Annotated in this window: 15 protein-coding genes; 10 read left to right on the forward strand and 5 right to left on the reverse strand. The window is 54.7% G+C overall.

Annotated elements, in window-relative coordinates; translation table 11 throughout:
- The first annotated feature begins 40 nt into the window (after positions 1-40).
- Positions 41-370 carry a hypothetical protein gene (locus tag Q7C20_RS03025; RefSeq protein WP_375065262.1) on the forward strand — a complete coding sequence of 110 codons (330 nt, stop codon included), beginning with the start codon at positions 41-43 and terminating at the stop codon, positions 368-370.
- 3 nt (positions 371-373) lie between these two features.
- On the opposite strand, the gene Q7C20_RS03030 is transcribed toward Q7C20_RS03025, so the two are convergent.
- The gene (locus Q7C20_RS03030; protein ID WP_375065264.1) at positions 374-2,197 is read right to left on the reverse strand and encodes a hypothetical protein; all 1,824 of its coding nucleotides are present in this window, start codon (positions 2,195-2,197) and stop codon (positions 374-376) included.
- Between the two features lie 163 nt (positions 2,198-2,360).
- Between Q7C20_RS03030 and Q7C20_RS03035 the strand changes: the two genes are divergently transcribed.
- Entirely contained in the window at positions 2,361-2,849 is a 489-nt protein-coding gene (locus tag Q7C20_RS03035; protein WP_348057023.1) for a TIGR00645 family protein, read from the forward strand.
- Between the two features lie 15 nt (positions 2,850-2,864).
- Here Q7C20_RS03035 and Q7C20_RS03040 read toward each other — a convergent pair whose 3' ends face one another.
- The 4 genes from Q7C20_RS03040 to Q7C20_RS03055 all read right to left on the reverse strand — a co-directional run bounded on the left by Q7C20_RS03040 (position 2,865) and on the right by Q7C20_RS03055 (position 7,028).
- Positions 2,865-4,298 carry an ArnT family glycosyltransferase gene (locus Q7C20_RS03040; RefSeq protein ID WP_375065267.1) on the reverse strand — a complete coding sequence of 478 codons (1,434 nt, stop codon included), beginning with the start codon at positions 4,296-4,298 and terminating at the stop codon, positions 2,865-2,867.
- 116 nt (positions 4,299-4,414) lie between these two features.
- On the reverse strand, positions 4,415-5,440 hold the full coding sequence (locus Q7C20_RS03045) for a hypothetical protein (protein ID WP_375065269.1): 1,026 nt from the start codon (positions 5,438-5,440) through the stop codon (positions 4,415-4,417).
- A 105-nt stretch (positions 5,441-5,545) separates the two neighbouring features.
- Positions 5,546-5,803: a DUF6124 family protein gene (locus tag Q7C20_RS03050; RefSeq protein ID WP_375065271.1), complete on the reverse strand. Its 258-nt coding sequence runs from the start codon at positions 5,801-5,803 to the stop codon at positions 5,546-5,548.
- Positions 5,804-6,356: 553 nt separating this feature from the next.
- Positions 6,357-7,028, reverse strand: a complete 672-nt coding sequence (locus Q7C20_RS03055) for a hypothetical protein (protein WP_375065273.1) — start codon at positions 7,026-7,028, stop codon at positions 6,357-6,359.
- Between the two features lie 149 nt (positions 7,029-7,177).
- On the opposite strand from Q7C20_RS03055, the gene Q7C20_RS03060 reads away from it, so the two are divergent.
- The 8 genes from Q7C20_RS03060 to Q7C20_RS03095 all read left to right on the forward strand — a co-directional run bounded on the left by Q7C20_RS03060 (position 7,178) and on the right by Q7C20_RS03095 (position 17,088).
- The gene (locus Q7C20_RS03060) at positions 7,178-8,545 is read left to right on the forward strand and encodes a hypothetical protein (RefSeq protein ID WP_375065275.1); all 1,368 of its coding nucleotides are present in this window, start codon (positions 7,178-7,180) and stop codon (positions 8,543-8,545) included.
- Between the two features lie 61 nt (positions 8,546-8,606).
- Positions 8,607-8,804, forward strand: a complete 198-nt coding sequence (locus Q7C20_RS03065) for a helix-turn-helix transcriptional regulator (protein ID WP_375065277.1) — start codon at positions 8,607-8,609, stop codon at positions 8,802-8,804.
- Between the two features lie 393 nt (positions 8,805-9,197).
- Positions 9,198-10,175 carry an inovirus-type Gp2 protein gene (locus Q7C20_RS03070; RefSeq protein ID WP_375065279.1) on the forward strand — a complete coding sequence of 326 codons (978 nt, stop codon included), beginning with the start codon at positions 9,198-9,200 and terminating at the stop codon, positions 10,173-10,175.
- A gap of 264 nt (positions 10,176-10,439) precedes the next feature.
- Complete coding sequence (locus Q7C20_RS03075) at positions 10,440-10,760, forward strand: hypothetical protein (RefSeq protein ID WP_375065281.1); 321 nt, start codon at positions 10,440-10,442, stop codon at positions 10,758-10,760.
- 109 nt (positions 10,761-10,869) lie between these two features.
- Positions 10,870-11,076 carry a helix-turn-helix domain-containing protein gene (locus tag Q7C20_RS03080; protein ID WP_375065283.1) on the forward strand — a complete coding sequence of 69 codons (207 nt, stop codon included), beginning with the start codon at positions 10,870-10,872 and terminating at the stop codon, positions 11,074-11,076.
- 28 nt (positions 11,077-11,104) lie between these two features.
- Positions 11,105-14,215, forward strand: a complete 3,111-nt coding sequence (locus tag Q7C20_RS03085; protein WP_375065286.1) for a type I restriction endonuclease subunit R — start codon at positions 11,105-11,107, stop codon at positions 14,213-14,215.
- Positions 14,209-15,843 carry a class I SAM-dependent DNA methyltransferase gene (locus Q7C20_RS03090; protein WP_375065288.1) on the forward strand — a complete coding sequence of 545 codons (1,635 nt, stop codon included), beginning with the start codon at positions 14,209-14,211 and terminating at the stop codon, positions 15,841-15,843. Before Q7C20_RS03085 ends, Q7C20_RS03090 begins: the two co-directional genes overlap by 7 nt.
- Positions 15,844-17,088 carry a restriction endonuclease subunit S gene (locus Q7C20_RS03095; RefSeq protein ID WP_375065290.1) on the forward strand — a complete coding sequence of 415 codons (1,245 nt, stop codon included), beginning with the start codon at positions 15,844-15,846 and terminating at the stop codon, positions 17,086-17,088.
- The last annotated feature ends 34 nt before the right edge of the window (positions 17,089-17,122 follow it).

Consider the following 17,122-nt stretch of genomic DNA (forward strand, 5'->3'; position numbering starts at 1 on the left):
TGCGCTGAGGTTGAACACCGATCTACCGAGGGTCGCCGCCATGCCGCGCAACCTTTGCCTTACCCGCCAATGCCTGGGGCTGGTCACCCGTATCGAATGCTCCATTCGCCCTCTTGCGGGGGATAACGGAATGTGGACCTTGTTGTTTGCTGCCGGAATGACCGGTGAGCAACCTTCTGCCATCAAGTCTCAAGGCCCGTTTCATGGGCCTTTCGTGGCAGAAACTATTCTGGGATCGATTGTCGACAGCCTGACGTTGCACGGCTATGAGCTTGCCGATGACCCGCAGATCTGGTGCCTGCACTTGCAGGCGCATCTGCGGCAGCTCAATGGCGGCCGGGAGCACGCGACCCGTGAGACCCACCACTGAGCCTTACTTGCTCTCGGGCTTGTCCAGCTTGACCTCGAAGCCGTATTGCACGGTGTCGAGGTCGGTGCGCTGGTAGCTTTCCAGGGCGGTCGGCTGGCCGTAGAAGTAATGCACGTCAAACAGGGCCGTGCCGTACTCCTCGGCGCGGTGGCTGACCCCCAGAATTTCCTTGAGGTAGTTGCCGCTGGCGTCCTTGGCGTAGAAACGCCAGCTGTCGGAGGGGAATTCTTTCTGGTCGACCACCAGCGCGTTGTCCTTGAGCGACAGGCCTTTGGGAAGCTTGGTGACGTCGATCACGGCTTTATCAATCGTGGCCAGGAACAGCGGCACCGAGCCCACCACATACGCCGGGGTTTCCGGAAACAGGTTGAGGTCGTACGTCAGCGTGCCGCTGCCCGCGTTCATCTCAAAGGCTTCGGTGGGCAGCTCAATCGGCTCGCCACGCTCACCCTTTTCATCCGCCGTAAAGAAAGTGATGGGCGCGTCGCTGTTGTTGCGTTCGGCACCGACCAGTTCGTCGTTGAAGGTGAAAGGGTGGTCGAACACGACTTTGGCGGCACTCGCGTCTTCGGTCGACTGGCTGATGGTGACGCTTTTTTTCAGCTGGTCTTCGGTCATCGCCGCGTCTTTGAGCCAGCTGGCGACGCCGTCGTCGTACACCGTGACCGGCATCGGCAGGGGTTGCACAGTATTTTGCAGGCTGTTCTTGTCGAAGCGTTGCACCGGCAGGTCGAGGTCCTTGCGCGTGAGCGTGGCGGTGGAAAAGTCCAGAACGTTGACCTGCAGGTTGTCGATCACGCCATTGAAATACACCTTGGCGTAATGGCTGCTCTGCTTGCGCTCAAAGGCTTTTTGCTCATCGCTGAGCTGCTTCTCGAACGCGTCCGTCCAGGCCGTCTGCTTCTGCATTTCGCCCAGCTGCTTCTCGTAAAATGCCACTTGCGCGGCATTTTCGTTGATCGAGCCAGCGCGGGTGAGGAACTGCCCGGTGCTGTCTCGGGCTTGCACCAGCAGAGGGTTTGGCGATTCGTCGCCGACTTCCGGCGCCAGCGGCGCGCTGTTGGTCAGCTCGATCTCGGCGTAGTTTTTCTCAAGCAGTAGCAGGTTGAGGGTGATATTGCCCTCGGTGCGTTTGTGACCGACGTCTTTTTTGGTCAGGTCGAAAGTCAGCACTTTGCCCGGCGCGACTACTTCAACCGCGCCTTTTAGACTCACCGGCTGCGGCTGGCTCTTGTTTTCGGTCTCGATGCCGTCGATGAACGGGTACGTGATCGTCAGGTCATCGGGGTTGGTCAAGTTGGAGCTGCTGGGGCTGAGCTGGATGCCGGGGTCGGTTTCCGACCATTCCGGCTGGAAGGGAACGATTTTATTGTTGCTCAAGGTTACCGACTGCCATTCCAGGCCGTGGGGGAACGGGAACTGGTCCGGCGTGTTGAAGTTGAACGGGAATACCGGCTGCAAGTCGGTCAGGTAGTCGGAGTGCGAGGTTTTGCGCAGCACGAACAGGCCATTGATGTAGGTGTCCACCAAGGCTTGGGGCGTGGGGTAATGCTTAAGCAGGGCAAGGGTGTCTTCGCCGTATTCGGCCTCGATGGGCTTGTTGGCGAGCTTGCCGCGCGCGCGCTCCAGCAACAGCAGCGAACCGCCGAGGTCGGCGATGGCGTCGCGCAGTTTGGGGTCCTGGATGCTGTCGAGCGACTGCTCGAACTTGGCCGTTTTCTCTTCGAGGGTGGCTTGCTTCTGCTCTTCTTTGGGGGAGCAGCCGCCAGTCATCAGCAACACCGCACCCAGGCCTAGCGTGGCCAAATGGGATCGCACATCCATCATCTGAGTTTTTCCTGTTCGACGTCATCAAGCCGATTCGATGCGCTCGACACTAGCAGAAAAATCTTCTTACAGATGCCGCTCAGGTCAGTTTTCTCACGGTTACAGGTGTTTGTGAGCGGCTGGTATACTTGCGGCCATTTTTAGCCAAGCCGTGTGAGATCTGATGGAACGCTTTATTGAAAATACGATGTACGCCTCACGCTGGCTGTTGGCGCCGATTTACCTGGGGCTTTCCCTGGGCCTGCTGATTCTGGCGCTGAAATTTTTCCAGGAAATCATCCACGTCATTCCCAACGTGTTCAGCATGCTGGAAGCTGACGTGATTTTGCTGCTGCTGTCGTTGATCGACATGGCGCTGGTCGGCGGTTTGCTGGTGATGGTGATGATCTCCGGCTACGAGAACTTCGTCTCGCAGCTGGATATCGATGACAACAAGGAAAAGCTCAACTGGCTGGGCACCATGGACTCTTCATCGCTGAAGATGAAAGTCGCTGCGTCCATCGTGGCGATCTCGTCCATCCACCTGCTGCGCATTTTCATGGACGCCAAGAACGTCGATCCGCAGCATTTGATGTGGTACGTGATCATCCACATGACCTTCGTAATCTCGGCGTTCGCCATGGGTTACCTGGACAAGCTCACCAAGCACTGATGCACCGCGTCAGCCTTACTGCTCGACGAAGAAGTAAGGCTGGCGGTTGATCGACATTTCCTTGATCACCGTGACCTTCTCGCTCAACTGCTCAGTACGGTCCAGCAATGCCACGTTGCCGGGCTTGGCCGTGAGATAACTGCGCAGCTCGGCTTCGGTCTGCAGGATCGGCAGGTAGGCTTGCAGGTAGAACACGCTGGCCCCGGCGATGCGTTCGTTGGGCTGGAACAACACCACGTCTTTGCCTTCGGCCTGGAGCTTCTGCACCGCGCTGATCACCGGCACAAACGACTGACGTTTGTCGGCTTTGGGTGCAAACCAGAACGCTGCCGTCAGGTAACAGGCGATGGCCAAGGTGAAAACGCCAGTGATCACGCTCCGGTGATGGCGATACAGCCCAGGTTTGTGGTTTTTTACCCATTCCAGCAGCACCCCGGCATATTCCGCAGCGAGCACGGCAGCGGCGGGTGTGAGTGCCATCAGGTAAACAATGCGTTTGCTCGATGCCAGGGTCAGCAAGGTGAATTGCGCCACCAGCCACACGCTAAAAAACAGGCGGTAGCGGTTGCGCACTAGGCTTTTGCGAAAGTGCCACAGGCCCAGGTACACCAGGATGTTCCACGGCAGGAACGCCTCGGGCAGTTTGGCGATGTAGTAGTAGATTGGCTCGTAATGCCCGGCCTCGACAAACGAGCCGCTGAAACGCCCGACGCTGTTGGTCCACAGCACCTCGGCCACCGCCTGCATTCCGCCGCGCTGAAACAGAAATCCCAGCCAGATCAGCAGCGGTATCAGCGCCAACAGTGTCAGCAGCGCTGGCTTGAGCCAGTCGCCGATGTGCACGCGTTTATCCATCACGCTGGTACTGACCAGGTACACGAAAATCACAATGCCCGGCATGGCCAGGCCCAGCACGCCTTTGCTGAGGGTGGCGATGACCATTCCGACGGTGAACAAGGCCCACGCCCAGACAGCGGAGCCTTCGCGATCAGGTCGAACGGCTTGATAGAACGCCAGCAGCGCGGTAGTCACGCCCAGGCTGAGCAACGAGTCTTCACCCACGCCGCGCACATTGCCCCAGTAGCTGGCCATTGTTGCCAGGATCAGCGCGGCGCAGAACGCCAGATTCTTCGGTCGCCCGAACTTGCGCAACATCCCGTAAAACAGCATCACGCTGAACAATCCGGCAAACGCCGAGGCCAGGCGCACCGCCCAGGTCGTGCCACCAAACAGGCGAATGGCGCCAGCGTCCAGCCACAAACTCAGGGGCGGTTTTTCCAGGAAGGGTTCACGGAACAGGCGCGGGATCACCCAGTCGTTGTCCAGGTGCATGGCCATCGCGATCCCGGCGACACGTGCTTCGGTGGAGCCTTGCAGCTCATGGCCACCAAGCGAAAAGAAGAACAACAGACAGGCGAGAAGAAGCAGCAGAGGAGCGGGACGCGTCATGGTTCTGGCTACCGGGGCAAGGGACCGCTCGGGGGAGCGGCCGTGGCGATCGGCTATTATCTGTGAGCATTTCTGAATACTTCATGAACGAGTGTCAGTTTTTTGTAAGGCCCGTTTCAGGGCAGCTTCAGGCTTGGCAGTGCGGCTTTGCCTTGCGCGCTCAGCACGGGGTCCAATTGCTCCCAGGTGAAGCTCAACTCGTTGTCGCAGCCGTCGCCGGTGGCCGGCGTTGAAAGCTGAAGGCCCGAAGTGTTGAAGCTCAAGTCGAACGTCGAATAGCTGGTGATCGCCGGGCAGCCTTCCTCGGGCGTCGTTTGCTGCGCCAGCCACGTGCTGAAGGCGTGAGGTAACTTGACCTGGCCGGAGTAAGGGCTGTCCCATTCCTCATGCCCGCCCAACCAACTCCACGGGTCGACGCTTTCGCCGGTCTGCAGGTTCCAACTGTGCAGGCCCCAACTGATCCCGCCGCGACCGTAACCGGCTGTCCAACGGTAAAACCGCACAGTGATCCACTGTGACGACCAGTAAAACGGCTCCACCGTGATTTCACTGGTCGACGTGCCACCACTTTGGTCCAGCGCGTTGCGCCGCTCGCGATAGAAGTCAGCCTGGCCATCGGGGCTGACCGCCAACCGCGCAAGGTCGCGGTTGATGCGCTCGATCGCCGGCCCTTCGCCTTCAAGTTTAAAGGTGACTTGCCCACCCTGGGTTCTCACTTGATAGGCGTGGTCGCCGAAGGTTTTCTTCTCGACCGTGACCGGCGGCGGCACTGCTTCGAGCGGATTGTTATAGGTGTCGCTGGCGCAACTGTCCGAATCCGCCCGCTTCAGGCTCAACGCCAGGCTTTTTCCGCCAAGCGTCTTGCTCCAGGTGCCCGTCAGCGTGTCGCCCTGAGGTTCATCCAGGTGCCAGAAACCCGTATTGCCTTCCTCGGCCCACGGCTCGCTGGCGTTGGCTTGAGTCAGTTGGATAGGCGTGAGGATGCGTTGGTAGTAATAACTGCCGTTGGAGCCATGGGCGCCGTTGAAGCAAGCGGTGATAGCGGACTTGCCGAGTGTGCCCGTCCACACGCCGGCCAGGTCGGCAGCGTTGGCAAGCAAAGGCGCGCAGGCGAGCGCGATGACAGCGAGGGGCTTGAACACGGGTATCGGACTTCCGGTTGTCTGATAGAGGGCGTCAGGTTAATGGGAAGTGTGGGGGGATTCCAGAGGGCGAGGCGTTGTCAGGCGTCTCGCCTTTTGGTGTTTTTATGGCTGAGGTAGTTCGTGGGTGAAGGATTGTGTGTTCAACACGCGGTCGATCAACAGCTCGCTCAGGACGATTAACTGTTGGGCAGCGAGCCATTTTTGTCGGGTCGAGCCGTCGAGCTCGAAAGCGAGGTCGGTGGTCATGGCATTCAGGGATGCGAGGGTTTCGCTGGCCTGGACCAGGAGGGTTTCGGGGGCGATGTTATCGGCGATGGTGAAGATGTTGGTGGTTGGGGGGTTGGGGGTGATTTTTTTCATGATGAAGCTCCCACACTATTTGAGGAGCTACCGCCCCCTGCTGTCAAACAGGATTGGGTGGCAGCTGTACGCGGGTTGACAGGCCGGAAGTGTAGGAACCCGGCGCACCCGAAGATGCCCCACGCACAGCCGCCATGAACGAGGCGGAACACGCAAAGCATGCCGCTAAATCAAGGGGTGTGAAAGGTTACACTTTTCAGCCTGTCAAAGCCGGTCGCTGATGAGCAGCGACTGTGGGAAATTACCGTTGTGTTGGGATGTGCGCCAGTTCATCAAAGGCGCTACATCTTGAAGGAAAAATCCGAGGGCAGGCAGGCTGGGCTTTCCAAACCCCAGAAACAACAAAACCCGCACTAGGCGGGTTCTGTCGATGCTTCGAATTGGTGGGCCGGGGTAATCTGAACTGAAATAATAAGACTTTGATTTATATAGATATTTTTGGTTTTGAATTTTCTTTGGAATACTTTTTGGAATACCGGATCATGATCTGTCCTTAGCAAGGGCGTCTGAAGCTATGACAGTACTGGCCTTGGCATAAGCGCGTTGGTAAAAATTATGGTGACACTCCATCTCTGGGCGTCGCAATGTCCAGTTTCAGGATTGCTTTCTGAATGTCCCGCCTTACCTGATCCAACTTCTTCTTTGCCAACTTGTCTGCTTCTGCTTCATCCCCATTGAATGGGGGCAGGGCTTCCGCCATAGACAGTTCCCATTTTGCCAGTCCGTTCAAGCATTGCTCCAGGTGTCGTGTGGTGATCTCCAATTGCGCTTTATAGCGGGCCGACTTTAGTCGCTCGTTGCGAAGTGCTGCTTTTTCCTTAATGGCCTGCTGCCGAACATCCTCCTGCATTTTGCGGCGTCCTTCATCTGCATTCTCGATCAGAGCAATGAGTTGGGCCGTATTGCTCTGGCCGTCGTTGTTCTTCGCTAGTAGTGAAAGGGCTTTTATCGCAGTGCTTGGAAGTGAAAACGTTCGCGCTTGTCTGCCGTTGTCAGCGCTGCGGTACTGCTTCTGGCGCCATGCATTTTTCATGGCGTTGAGTGTGATCAGTCCGCTAGGTGAGCTTTCAAGTGCTTTGCCCGCTTCTAATAAATCGTTGTGGGTCACCGCTCCAAGGCCGAAGAGGCTATTAACGCCGCGGCGTCTTAGGTATTCAGTGGCCCATATGAGCTGGGCTTTATCGCGATGATTCAGCCAGTCCAGTCCGGTTTTTTTCATAGCCATTTAGGTACTCCTCTCAGGGATGGTTTATACCCGAATAGAGGATTTTTGTAACCTGTTATGCGTTACGTTATGCGTTTTTATTGCTGTCAGCATGAAAGCATTCATATAGGGTATATTAACGGTAATAAATTAATGATTGAGAGAGCGAGTTGAGCTACTACCTTGGCGTTTTAGCTATGCCACTCAAGCGCGTCGAGCCGGAGGTGAAGTTTGTCTTGGTGGCGTTTGTGCAGCGTTACGGACTGGCCGAAGGAGGCCCGTGCAGTGGTGAGGTGCGGGCGAGTCAACTCGGTCTTCCGCTTCGCGTTGTTGCATCGGCTTTAGCGCAGCTCGTTGATTCCGGGTGGCTTGTTAAACTGCCGGTGTCAACGCCTGGGTCTTCCGGAAGGCCCAATCACACTTATAAGGTTCAAGCCGCTCTTGCGGTCGCGCTCGAGAAGGCTATGGTGCCGACCGTCATCCACGAGGGACTCATTAAGCGCCTGATCGCTGGCCCGGTCATTCGTGCGGTGGGGCCTGATGAAGGCGGTGATGGTGCGGAAGTAGTCCAGTCCTTGAAGTCGGTTAATGAGTTCGGTAAACCGGTTCCGCCGGGACGCCGGGGCAACCTCAGTCTGGCTAACCGACTGTTGCTGGCTACCCTCTTGAGCTACGCAGATGCTTTTGGGGTGGTCAGTCAGCTTGGAAGCGTGAAGCTGGTTCAGTTGACGGGGCTGGTGCCCGCCAGTTTGAGGCAAAGGATCCGTAGGCTGATGGATCTGGGGTTTATTCGTAGCTACGTACCTGGAGTGTCTTCGTCGATTTTTGCCAGGAAGGCCATGAGTACCTATTTTCTCAATTTGGGTCATCGTCAACTGACTCAAACGACGGATGTTCAGGTGTTGAGTCATTGGACCCACGAATCGAGTGATCGGTGGTTTCAGCATCATGGCGATAGGCTTCGCAATGACGTCAGCGCGGCTAAAAAGTCATTGGGTAACGCGAGCACGACCCCTAGGCCTGTAGTCCGCTTTCTTTGGCGGCAGCGCCCACGAGTCTTTGCAGTCTTGCAGTTGCTACTATCACAGTACGCCTCGTACCTACTATCGCATCACTGGTCTGCTCTCGGAGCACACGCAGACCACGTCGATGATGAGCTGCGAAAAAGGATCTCTAGGGATTTGCGCAAGCCTGCCCCGTCATCACCGCTGGATGCTGAGCTGGGAGAGAGTGGCTGGGAGGTGATCATTGAGCACTTCCGTGAGTTGGCGGTGGAGCTGGCGAAGGAGTACTGCTCACGATTCCAAGAGACGTCTGAAGTTTTCTTCGACTGGTTAGAGTTGTGCGTCATCCCTGTGCCTGCTGAGCGAGGCTATGAAGCTATTACTCTGTTGGCTCTGGAGGCTACTGAACAGGGCTGTTTAATCCTTGGATATGAGGCCGTGGGGAGTGTCGCGGCGTTCAAGCGTGAGGCGGATATTCCTCTGGAGCAGCGCTATGCGTTGGGACTGCTTACCGCGCCACGGCTCAGGCCGTAGAGGGACCGGTCATTTTTTATAAGGCTTCCCCATCCTCTGAACCAATCAGAGGGCTGCGGCCATGAAAAAATTGCTCCGTAAGAAAGACGTGCTGGCGGCTACAGGCTTTAAGAACTCGACGCTGTACAAATACATCTCCGAGGGCAGATTCCCGAAGCCTGTGTCATTAGGGGAGCGTGCGGTCGCGTGGGTAGAAAGTGAGGTCGAGGCTTGGATCGAAGCGCGGATCAGTGCGCGTGATTTGGCTAAAGAGATGTAGGCCGGCGACCACGGTGACGGGTCTGAGTCACGATTCCTCATGATACGCCATGACCGGCTCGCTGCCGGTCATGGCGTTTATGCGGCCTGGGATGGGTGTACTCTCGGCTAACTCCCTCAGAAGGTGGTTGGGTAAATTTCTCGGCAGGCTTGGGAGCTTTGATCCTTATTGTCCTGCCTGGTCGGGAGCGTTCACTTGAGTCGGAGCTGCATCTATTTATATAGCTCCTAGGTAGACATTCACTACAAATCTACTAGCCATGAGACAGTCATCAACGACCTATGAATAATCTCCCTATGGTCCAGTCATCGCTGGTTATCAAGGGAGTGGGTCGCCGGTTATAAATTGCACAGTCGGTATCTGGTATGAAAACAACCAACCAGGTACACAATCATGAGTAACTGCTGCCCCTACACCAGCCTCTCCCAATCCGATATCGCCATCGAGATTGAGCGGCTCGTCAAGTCCATCGAGCAATACGACAGCCCTGCATTCCGGTTGCTAGGCATACGCTCAGCTCATGAGCAGCCGGAGCGGACGAGGCTCTCCCGTTACTTCGATCGTATTCAGCAGATGGTTGATTTATTCGATGACCGTTGCCAATACCGTTACAGCGAACACCTGCAAGCGTTCTGGGAGGCTTGTCAGGACATTGGTCTGGAGCGGAGCCCTGCCGGGGCTGTTTGCTTAAATGAAGAGGGCACGGCCTACCTCGACCACCACCGCAGCATGAACGTGCTCGTCGAGCGTATCCGTCAGCTAACAGGTGAGCAGCGGTATCGCCGCCAGAAGGGTGATCGTCGATATCTGGCTCAGCAGCAGGCGGACCGTGTGTGTGACTACTCGGACGCTATGGTTGATCGCTACTCGCGGACCCTGATCGTTCGGGTCAATCTGTATTACCGCCATACGGTTCAGACTAGGCTGCGTGTCGAGCAAGTATTCGACGATCTAGACCGGTTGCTAGCTGAGCGTGAGCGTAACCCGATTTTCGACTACCTCATTGGCTATATCTGCGCAGTAGAGCAGGGGGAGGATCGCGGCTACCACATCCATGTGGCTTTCTTCTTCAACGGTAACGAGGTAAGGGCTGACGTCTACAAGGCCCAGCAGATTGGTGAGTTGTGGGAGCACGTTACTAGGGGGCAGGGCTACTCCCACAGCTGCAACCACGAGAAGGAAGAATATAAGGGTAGGGATGGAGACCGGCGGGGTATAGGCATGATCCTTCGTAGTGACCTGAAGATCCGCAGTCATGTCCACTATGCGATGCGCTACCTGGTCAAGGATGATCAGCAGTTGCGGCTGAAGCCCGTCGGTGCTCGATGCTTGCGGATGGGGCACGTAGCTACCCCCCGACCGTTAACTTGATGTCGGTGGTTTCCAGTGAATGGCAGCGAAAGCCTTACTGCTGTCCCGGTGCTCGCTGGACAATGCCATACGTCGAAATGGAACCCATTATTTTTGGGTTGTAGTCCTCATATGAGTTTTCATATGGAGAACGTTGATGTCCAACAAGATCCGCGCTTGCTGTGGCCTGTCGTTTGAAAAAAACGACCCCAAGTACCCAACCAAACCTACTGTTCGCTACCAGCCTGTTAACGGGTACGACGCCAGCGCTGGCAGCGCGAAAAGATGCAAAGCGATTCTGATTATCGGGATAACCAGAGCCGCAATCAGCGTGCTTGGCTGGATCGTCATCCGGAATATTGGCGTAATTATCGGGAAGCTAACCCCGAATACGGCAAGCGAAACAAATCCCGCCAGCGATCCAAGCACGATCTGCAGCAGAAAGTCGATCCTGCAAAGATGGACGTGTCACAGGTGATGGTGCTGCGACCTGGGCTCTACCGGATTGAGCAAATTCCCAGCGGTGAGGCGGTCTGCCGCGAGGCGTGGATCGTCGATATCACGCCGTTGTGCATCGGTTGCCCATGCAAGTGTTCTGCGAGATAGAGATCAGACTGAACTGATGAAGATGCGAGTGAGGCCTGCACGACGACATATCGATACTGTTAGACTTTGACCTACTTTAACCGACTATGGCAGCTTGAGCGTGTCCACCATGAATACTGAACCTTGGGTCACTGCCGAGCAGGTCTCCCTTCACTTGGGTGTGGCCAAGGACACGGTATATCGCTGGCGTGAACGGCGGGGCATGCCGGCTCATCGAATTGGCAGGCTCTGGAAGTTCCAGCTCTCCGAGGTGGATGAATGGGTGCGTGTTGGAGGGGCGGATGATGCCTCTAACACCGTAGCGCAACACAACTAGCGCATTGCATTAAGGAAGAGCACATCTGATGGTTTTCAGTGAAGATTCGCGCGTCAAAATCCCCTGCATCTTGCACCTGGTTCGCCTGGGCTACAGCTACCTCTCTCTGAAGGGGGCTTCCTGGGATGAGCAAACCAATATCTTTTCGGAGCTTTTTTGTTCTTCGCTGGCTAGGATCAACCCTGGGGTAGATGCCGATGACATCGACCGTCTGCTGGCCGAGGTCAAGCTTCTGTTGGATAACGAAGACCTCGGCAAGGCGTTCTACGACAAGCTCACCGAGCGTTCGGGCATCCGTCTAATCGACTTCGATAATTTCGACAACAACAGCTTCCACGTTGTGACCGAGCTGCCCTGCAAAAACGGCGACGACGAGTTTCGGCCCGACATCACCCTGCTTATCAATGGCATGCCGCTGGCCTTTATTGAGGTTAAGAAGCCCCACAACCGCGAAGGCGTACTGGCTGAGCGTAACCGCATCATCACGCGCTGCCGCAATCCGCGCTTCCGTCGTTTCATCAACATCACCCAGCTGATGGTTTTCTCCAACAACATGGAGTACGAAGACGGTTCGCCGCAGCCCATCGAAGGTGCGTTCTATGGCAGTCCTTCGTATGACATGCCGATCTTTAACTACTTCCGTGAAGAGGAAGCGTTGAATCTGGCCGAGCTGCTAGTCGCACAAGATGATGACGTCGAGAACACAGTGCTGCGCGACAACAATCTCAACGTTATTAAGCACAGCCCGGAGTTTCTAAGTAACAAAGATCCCGATGCTCCGACCAACCGCATCTGCACGTCATTGTTCAGCCACCAACGCCTGGCGTTTCTACTGCGTTTTGCGCTCGTGTATGTCAACGAGGTAGATGGCCTGCAAAAGCACGTCATGCGTTACCCGCAGCTTTTCGCCACCAAGGCGATTGAGAAGAAGCTCAATGCTGGTGTACGCAAGGGCATCATTTGGCACACCCAAGGCAGCGGGAAAACCGCGCTGGCCTATTACAACACCCGTTTTCTAACGGACTACTTCCAGCGTCAGGGCATAATTCCCAAGTTCTATTTCATCGTCGACCGGCTTGATCTTCTTATTCAGGCTCAGCGCGAATTCAGTGGCCGTGGGCTAATCGTCCACACGGTCGACAGCCGCGAAGCTTTCGCTCGCGATATTAAGGCCACTCAGGTGCTGCACAACCACAGTGGCAGGCCAGAAATTACTGTGGTTAACATCCAGAAATTTCAGGATGACCCGGACGTGGTGCGTACCGAGGATTACGACGTCAATATCCAGCGCGTCTACTTTCTTGACGAAGTGCACCGAAGCTACAATCCGCAAGGCAGCTTCCTCGCGAACCTTAGTCAGTCGGACCGCAACGCCATCAAAATTGGTCTTACGGGTACCCCGTTGCTGGGCGATGATTTCAACTCTCGCGCCTTGTTCGGTGACTACATCCACAAGTACTACTACAACGCATCCATCGCCGACGGCTATACCCTGCGCCTGATCCGTGAAGAAATTGCCACCAACTACAGAATGGTCCTTCAGGAAGCGCTAGCCGCGGTAGAACTGCAGCAAGGAGATATCGACCGTAAGCTTATCTACGCCCACCCGAAGTTCGTCGAGCCTATGCTCGAATATATCGTGCGTGATTTCGAAAAGAGCCGCGGTGCGCTATCTGATGCCAGCATTGGCGGCATGGTGATCTGTGACAGTGCCGATCAGGCCCGGCAGATGTTCGAGATCTTCAACGCTGTTCATGCCAAGCAAGGCCAGCCCAGCTACAATCAGCAGGATTCCTCGCAAGTATTGATCGCTGCTACGCAGCCTGGGAGCTATGCCGCCCGCAGCCTGCTGGAGAACCGCGCTAAACGCGCCGCACTGATTCTGCACGACGTGGGCAGCAAGGAGGAGCGCAAGCAATGGGTGGAAGACTTCAAGGCAGGCAAGATCGACCTGCTGTTTGTCTACAACATGCTGCTTACCGGCTTCGATGCCAAGCGCCTAAAAAAGCTCTACCTTGGCCGTGTAATCCGTTCACACAACCTGCTGCAGGCACTCACCCGCGTCAATCGCACTTACAAGGATTTTCGCTACGGCTATGTGGTCGATTTCGCTGACATCCGCAAGGAGTTCGAGGCCACCAACAAGGCCTATTTCGACGAGCTGCAGGCCGAGCTAGGCGATGAGTTTGAGCACTACTCCAACCTGTTCAAATCCGCTGAAGAAATCGCCGAGGAAATCGAAGCGATAAAGGACATCCTATTCAGCTTCAACATCGAAAACGCCGAAGAGTTTTCGCGGCAGATCACCCAAATTCAGGATCGCGCCACGGTGCTGGCGCTCAAGAAAGCACTGGGCGACGCTCGCAGCCTCTATAACCTGATTCGCCTGCAGGCTGACTACGCACTCCTGCAGCAGCTTGATTTTCAGAAGCTTAACCAACTCTACCGCGAAACCTGCAACCACCTCGACATGCTCAACCTGAAAGAGAGCATCGAATCCAGCACTGACACCAGCAACCTGCTCAACGTGGCGCTGGAAGATGTGCTGTTCATGTTCACCAAAATCCGGGAAGAAGAGCTGGTACTGGCTGACAAGCTCAAGAACACTCTGCGCCAGACCCGCGAAGCACTGGCCGACAATTTCGATCAGCAAGACCCCAAGTTCATCACTCTGAGACAGGAGCTGGAGCGGCTTTTCAAGAAGAAAAAACTCAACGAAGTCACCCAAGACGAAATGACCGCCAATATCGGCGCGCTCAACGCGATTCATGACCAGGTCAAAGAGCTCAACCGGCAGAATAACCAGCTACGTGCCAAGTATCAGGGCGATGCCAAATACACCCGCATACACAAGCGCCTGCAAGAGCGTGGTGGCCTCACGCAAACCGAACGCCGCCTGTTTGAGGCTCTCTCTGGCGTCAAACAACAGGCCGACGAGCAGGTGTTACAGAACACCCAGCTCGTGAGTAATGAAAGCTATTTCGAAGGGATGATGATGCCGCTCGTGATTGGCGAGTTCCAAAACCACCAGAAGATTAAGCTTACCCCAGACGCTTCCCGCACCATCAACCAGTTGGTGGTGGCCGAATATATCAATGAATTTGCCTCAGGCACCCGAATAGGAACACGTACGTGGTAACGCAGGAATTTGAGCAACGCACTCGCCGGCTGATTGACAGCCTTAAGTCGACTTGCGCCGACTACGGTTTGGGCAACGACGGCAACGAATTCAAGATCATCACCCAGGTCTTTCTCTACAAATTCCTCAATGACAAATTCACCTTCGAAGCGAAGAAAATCCGTCCTGAGCTAAGCCAAGCCCTCACTTGGGAGCAGGCCATGGCTGGCCTTAGTGCAGATGAATTGGAAATGCTGCAATTGCAGTTGGGACCTGACACTCCACGCCTGAAGCCAGAGCACTTTCTAGCTCATCTGTTTGGCCGGCAGAATGAGCCAGAATTCGCCAAGCTGTTTGACGACACCCTGCGCGACATCGCCATTACCAACAACGACATCTTCGCGGTGAAAACCGATGGCGGAGCCAAGGTCACGCTGTTTGACCGCGTCAGCGAATACATCTCCGACCCGTCCAAACGCGACAATTTTTGTCGCGCCCTGATCAACAAGCTGGTGGAGTTCAGCTTCGAGCGTATCTTTACCCAGAAGTACGATTTCTACGCCGCGCTCTTCGAATACCTGATCAAAGACTACAACAGTAACAGTGGTGGTAAATACGCCGAGTACTACACGCCACACTCCGTGGCTCAGATTATGGCCGCCATCCTAGTGCCGGAGAAGGTGCGCGGAAAAATCAGGAACGTGAGTTGCTACGATCCGTCCGCGGGTTCCGGCACCCTGTTGATGAATATCGCCCACGCCATCGGCGAGCAGCGTTGCAGCATCTATTCGCAGGACATTTCACAAAAGTCATCCAGCCTGCTACGCCTAAACCTAATCCTCAACAACCTAGTGCATTCCATCCCTAACATCATCCAGGGAAACACTATGCTTCACCCTTACCATCGGGAGGGCAAAGCGCTTAAAAAATTCGACTATATCGTCAGCAATCCACCGTTCAAGATGGACTTCAGCGATTTCCGTAACGCGCTGGATAGCAATGAGCATCAAGAGCGCTTCTTCGCCGGGGTGCCGAGCATCCCCAAGCAGGCCGTCGACAAGATGGCCATTTATCAGCTGTTCCTGCAGCACATCATCCATTCGCTGAAACCCGGCGGCAAAGCGGCTGTGGTAGTGCCCACTGGCTTCATCACTACACAAAGTGGTTTAGACAAGGCTATCCGCAAGCATTTGGTGGATAACAAAATGCTGGCCGGCGTTGTATCCATGCCCAGCAATATCTTTGCCACTACCGGCACCAATGTGTCCATCCTATTTATCGATGCCGCCAATAAAGAAGACGTGGTGCTGATCGATGCCTCCAATCTCGGAACCAAGGTCAAGGATGGTAAGAACCAGAAGACCCTTCTTTCCGAAGCCGAGGAAGACCACATTATCGCCACTTTCAACGATAAACGAGAAGTGGAGGATTTCTCCAAAGTGGTGAGTTACGAAGAACTCGCCGCCAAGAATTACAGTCTGAGTGCCGGGCAGTATTTTGAAGTGAGGATCAAATACTCTGACCTAACTCCGGAGCAGTTCGGTGATAAAATGCAGGGCTTTAGCGAAAACCTGGAGAAATTGTTTTCTTTATCGTCGAATCTAGAACTCCAAATACTCTCGAAAGTAAAATCATTGGAGTTCAAGTAAATGCTAGCCAAAAAGACAAAACTCCTTGGCGATCTAGCTGAAAGGATTACTGTTGGTTACGTTGGATCGATGGCAAGTGAGTATGTCGATAAAGGCATTCCCTTTCTTCGCTCATTAAATATTCGACCCTTTTTCTTCGATCCCTCCAATCTAAAATATGTAACGAGTAAATTTCATAACAAAATCAAAAAGTCAACTTTAAGGCCGGGTGACGTGGCTGTTGTTAGGACGGGAAGCCCAGGAGCATCCTGTGTTATCCCTGATTTTTTGGAGGAGGCAAATTGCTCAGATTTGGTGATAATAAGGTGTGGTGAGAAGCTCAATCCTCACTTTGTCTCTTATTACATCAACTCAGTCACTCACTCACAAATAAAGGGCCAGCTAGTTGGCGCCATACAAAAGCACTTCAATATTGGCTCGGCAAAGGAAATCGCTTTCCCGGACATTGACAAGCCAACGCAATCCAAAATTGCCGCTGTCCTCTCTACCTTCGACGCCAAGATCGACTGCAACAACCGGATTAACGCCGAGCTGGAGGCGATGGCCAAGACGCTGTACGACTACTGGTTTGTGCAGTTCGAATTCCCTGATGCCAGCCGCAAACCCTACAGATCTTCCAGCGGCAAGATGGTCTACAACACTACTCTGAAGCGGGAGATTCCGGGTGGGTGGACAGACTCAAACATTCTGGCCGTCGCTGATCTGTTTGGCGGTGGCACGCCTACAAAAAAGAATACTGAGTACTGGAACGGTGATATTCCTTTCTTTACCCCAACCGATGCCGATGGGACTATCTTCAAATTTTCTACGGCGGACTTCATCACTGAAGAAGGCCTTAAAGGCAGTAGTACCAAGCTCTTCGGCAAGCATACTGTTTTCATTACCGCTCGTGGTTCCGTGGGCAGATTAGTGCTGGCCGGTGTCGATATGGCGATGAATCAATCTTGCTACGCTCTTCGCGCCAAGCCAGGAATCAGTCAAACATTTCTGTTCTTTCTCGCTAAAGAGTTGATCCATCACCTGCAGGTTAAGTCCTCTGGCTCCGTCTTCAACTCCATTGTCTCGAATGATATTGAACTAACCAAGCTGGCAATTCCAACGGAAGATGTCATCGAGAGATTTGCAGCAGTTGTTGAGCCTGTGTTCGAGAAAATCGCCAACAACACTAAAGAAAACCAGCAACTGGCTCAGCTCCGAGACTGGCTGCTGCCCATGCTGATGAACGGCCAGGTCACGGTGGTGTAAGGTAATCTGCCGTGACTGAAAACCACAGAAGCGT

This window comes from Pseudomonas sp. AMR01 (assembly GCF_041946035.1).
Lineage (GTDB): Bacteria > Pseudomonadota > Gammaproteobacteria > Pseudomonadales > Pseudomonadaceae > Aquipseudomonas > Aquipseudomonas antarctica_B.

What these genes read in the sequence shown, in the direction of transcription:
- Q7C20_RS03080 (WP_375065283.1), top strand. Translation starts at nt 10,870, where the DNA reads ATGAATACTGAACCTTGGGTCACTGCCGAGCAGGTCTCCCTTCACTTG.
- Q7C20_RS03025 (WP_375065262.1), top strand. Translation starts at nt 41, where the DNA reads ATGCCGCGCAACCTTTGCCTTACCCGCCAATGCCTGGGGCTGGTCACC.
- Q7C20_RS03095 (WP_375065290.1), top strand. Translation starts at nt 15,844, where the DNA reads ATGCTAGCCAAAAAGACAAAACTCCTTGGCGATCTAGCTGAAAGGATT.
- Q7C20_RS03055 (WP_375065273.1), bottom strand. Translation starts at nt 7,028, where the DNA reads ATGGCTATGAAAAAAACCGGACTGGACTGGCTGAATCATCGCGATAAA.
- Q7C20_RS03040 (WP_375065267.1), bottom strand. Translation starts at nt 4,298, where the DNA reads ATGACGCGTCCCGCTCCTCTGCTGCTTCTTCTCGCCTGTCTGTTGTTC.
- Q7C20_RS03085 (WP_375065286.1), top strand. Translation starts at nt 11,105, where the DNA reads ATGGTTTTCAGTGAAGATTCGCGCGTCAAAATCCCCTGCATCTTGCAC.
- Q7C20_RS03065 (WP_375065277.1), top strand. Translation starts at nt 8,607, where the DNA reads ATGAAAAAATTGCTCCGTAAGAAAGACGTGCTGGCGGCTACAGGCTTT.
- Q7C20_RS03050 (WP_375065271.1), bottom strand. Translation starts at nt 5,803, where the DNA reads ATGAAAAAAATCACCCCCAACCCCCCAACCACCAACATCTTCACCATC.
- Q7C20_RS03030 (WP_375065264.1), bottom strand. Translation starts at nt 2,197, where the DNA reads ATGATGGATGTGCGATCCCATTTGGCCACGCTAGGCCTGGGTGCGGTG.
- Q7C20_RS03035 (WP_348057023.1), top strand. Translation starts at nt 2,361, where the DNA reads ATGGAACGCTTTATTGAAAATACGATGTACGCCTCACGCTGGCTGTTG.
- Q7C20_RS03075 (WP_375065281.1), top strand. Translation starts at nt 10,440, where the DNA reads ATGCAAAGCGATTCTGATTATCGGGATAACCAGAGCCGCAATCAGCGT.
- Q7C20_RS03070 (WP_375065279.1), top strand. Translation starts at nt 9,198, where the DNA reads ATGAGTAACTGCTGCCCCTACACCAGCCTCTCCCAATCCGATATCGCC.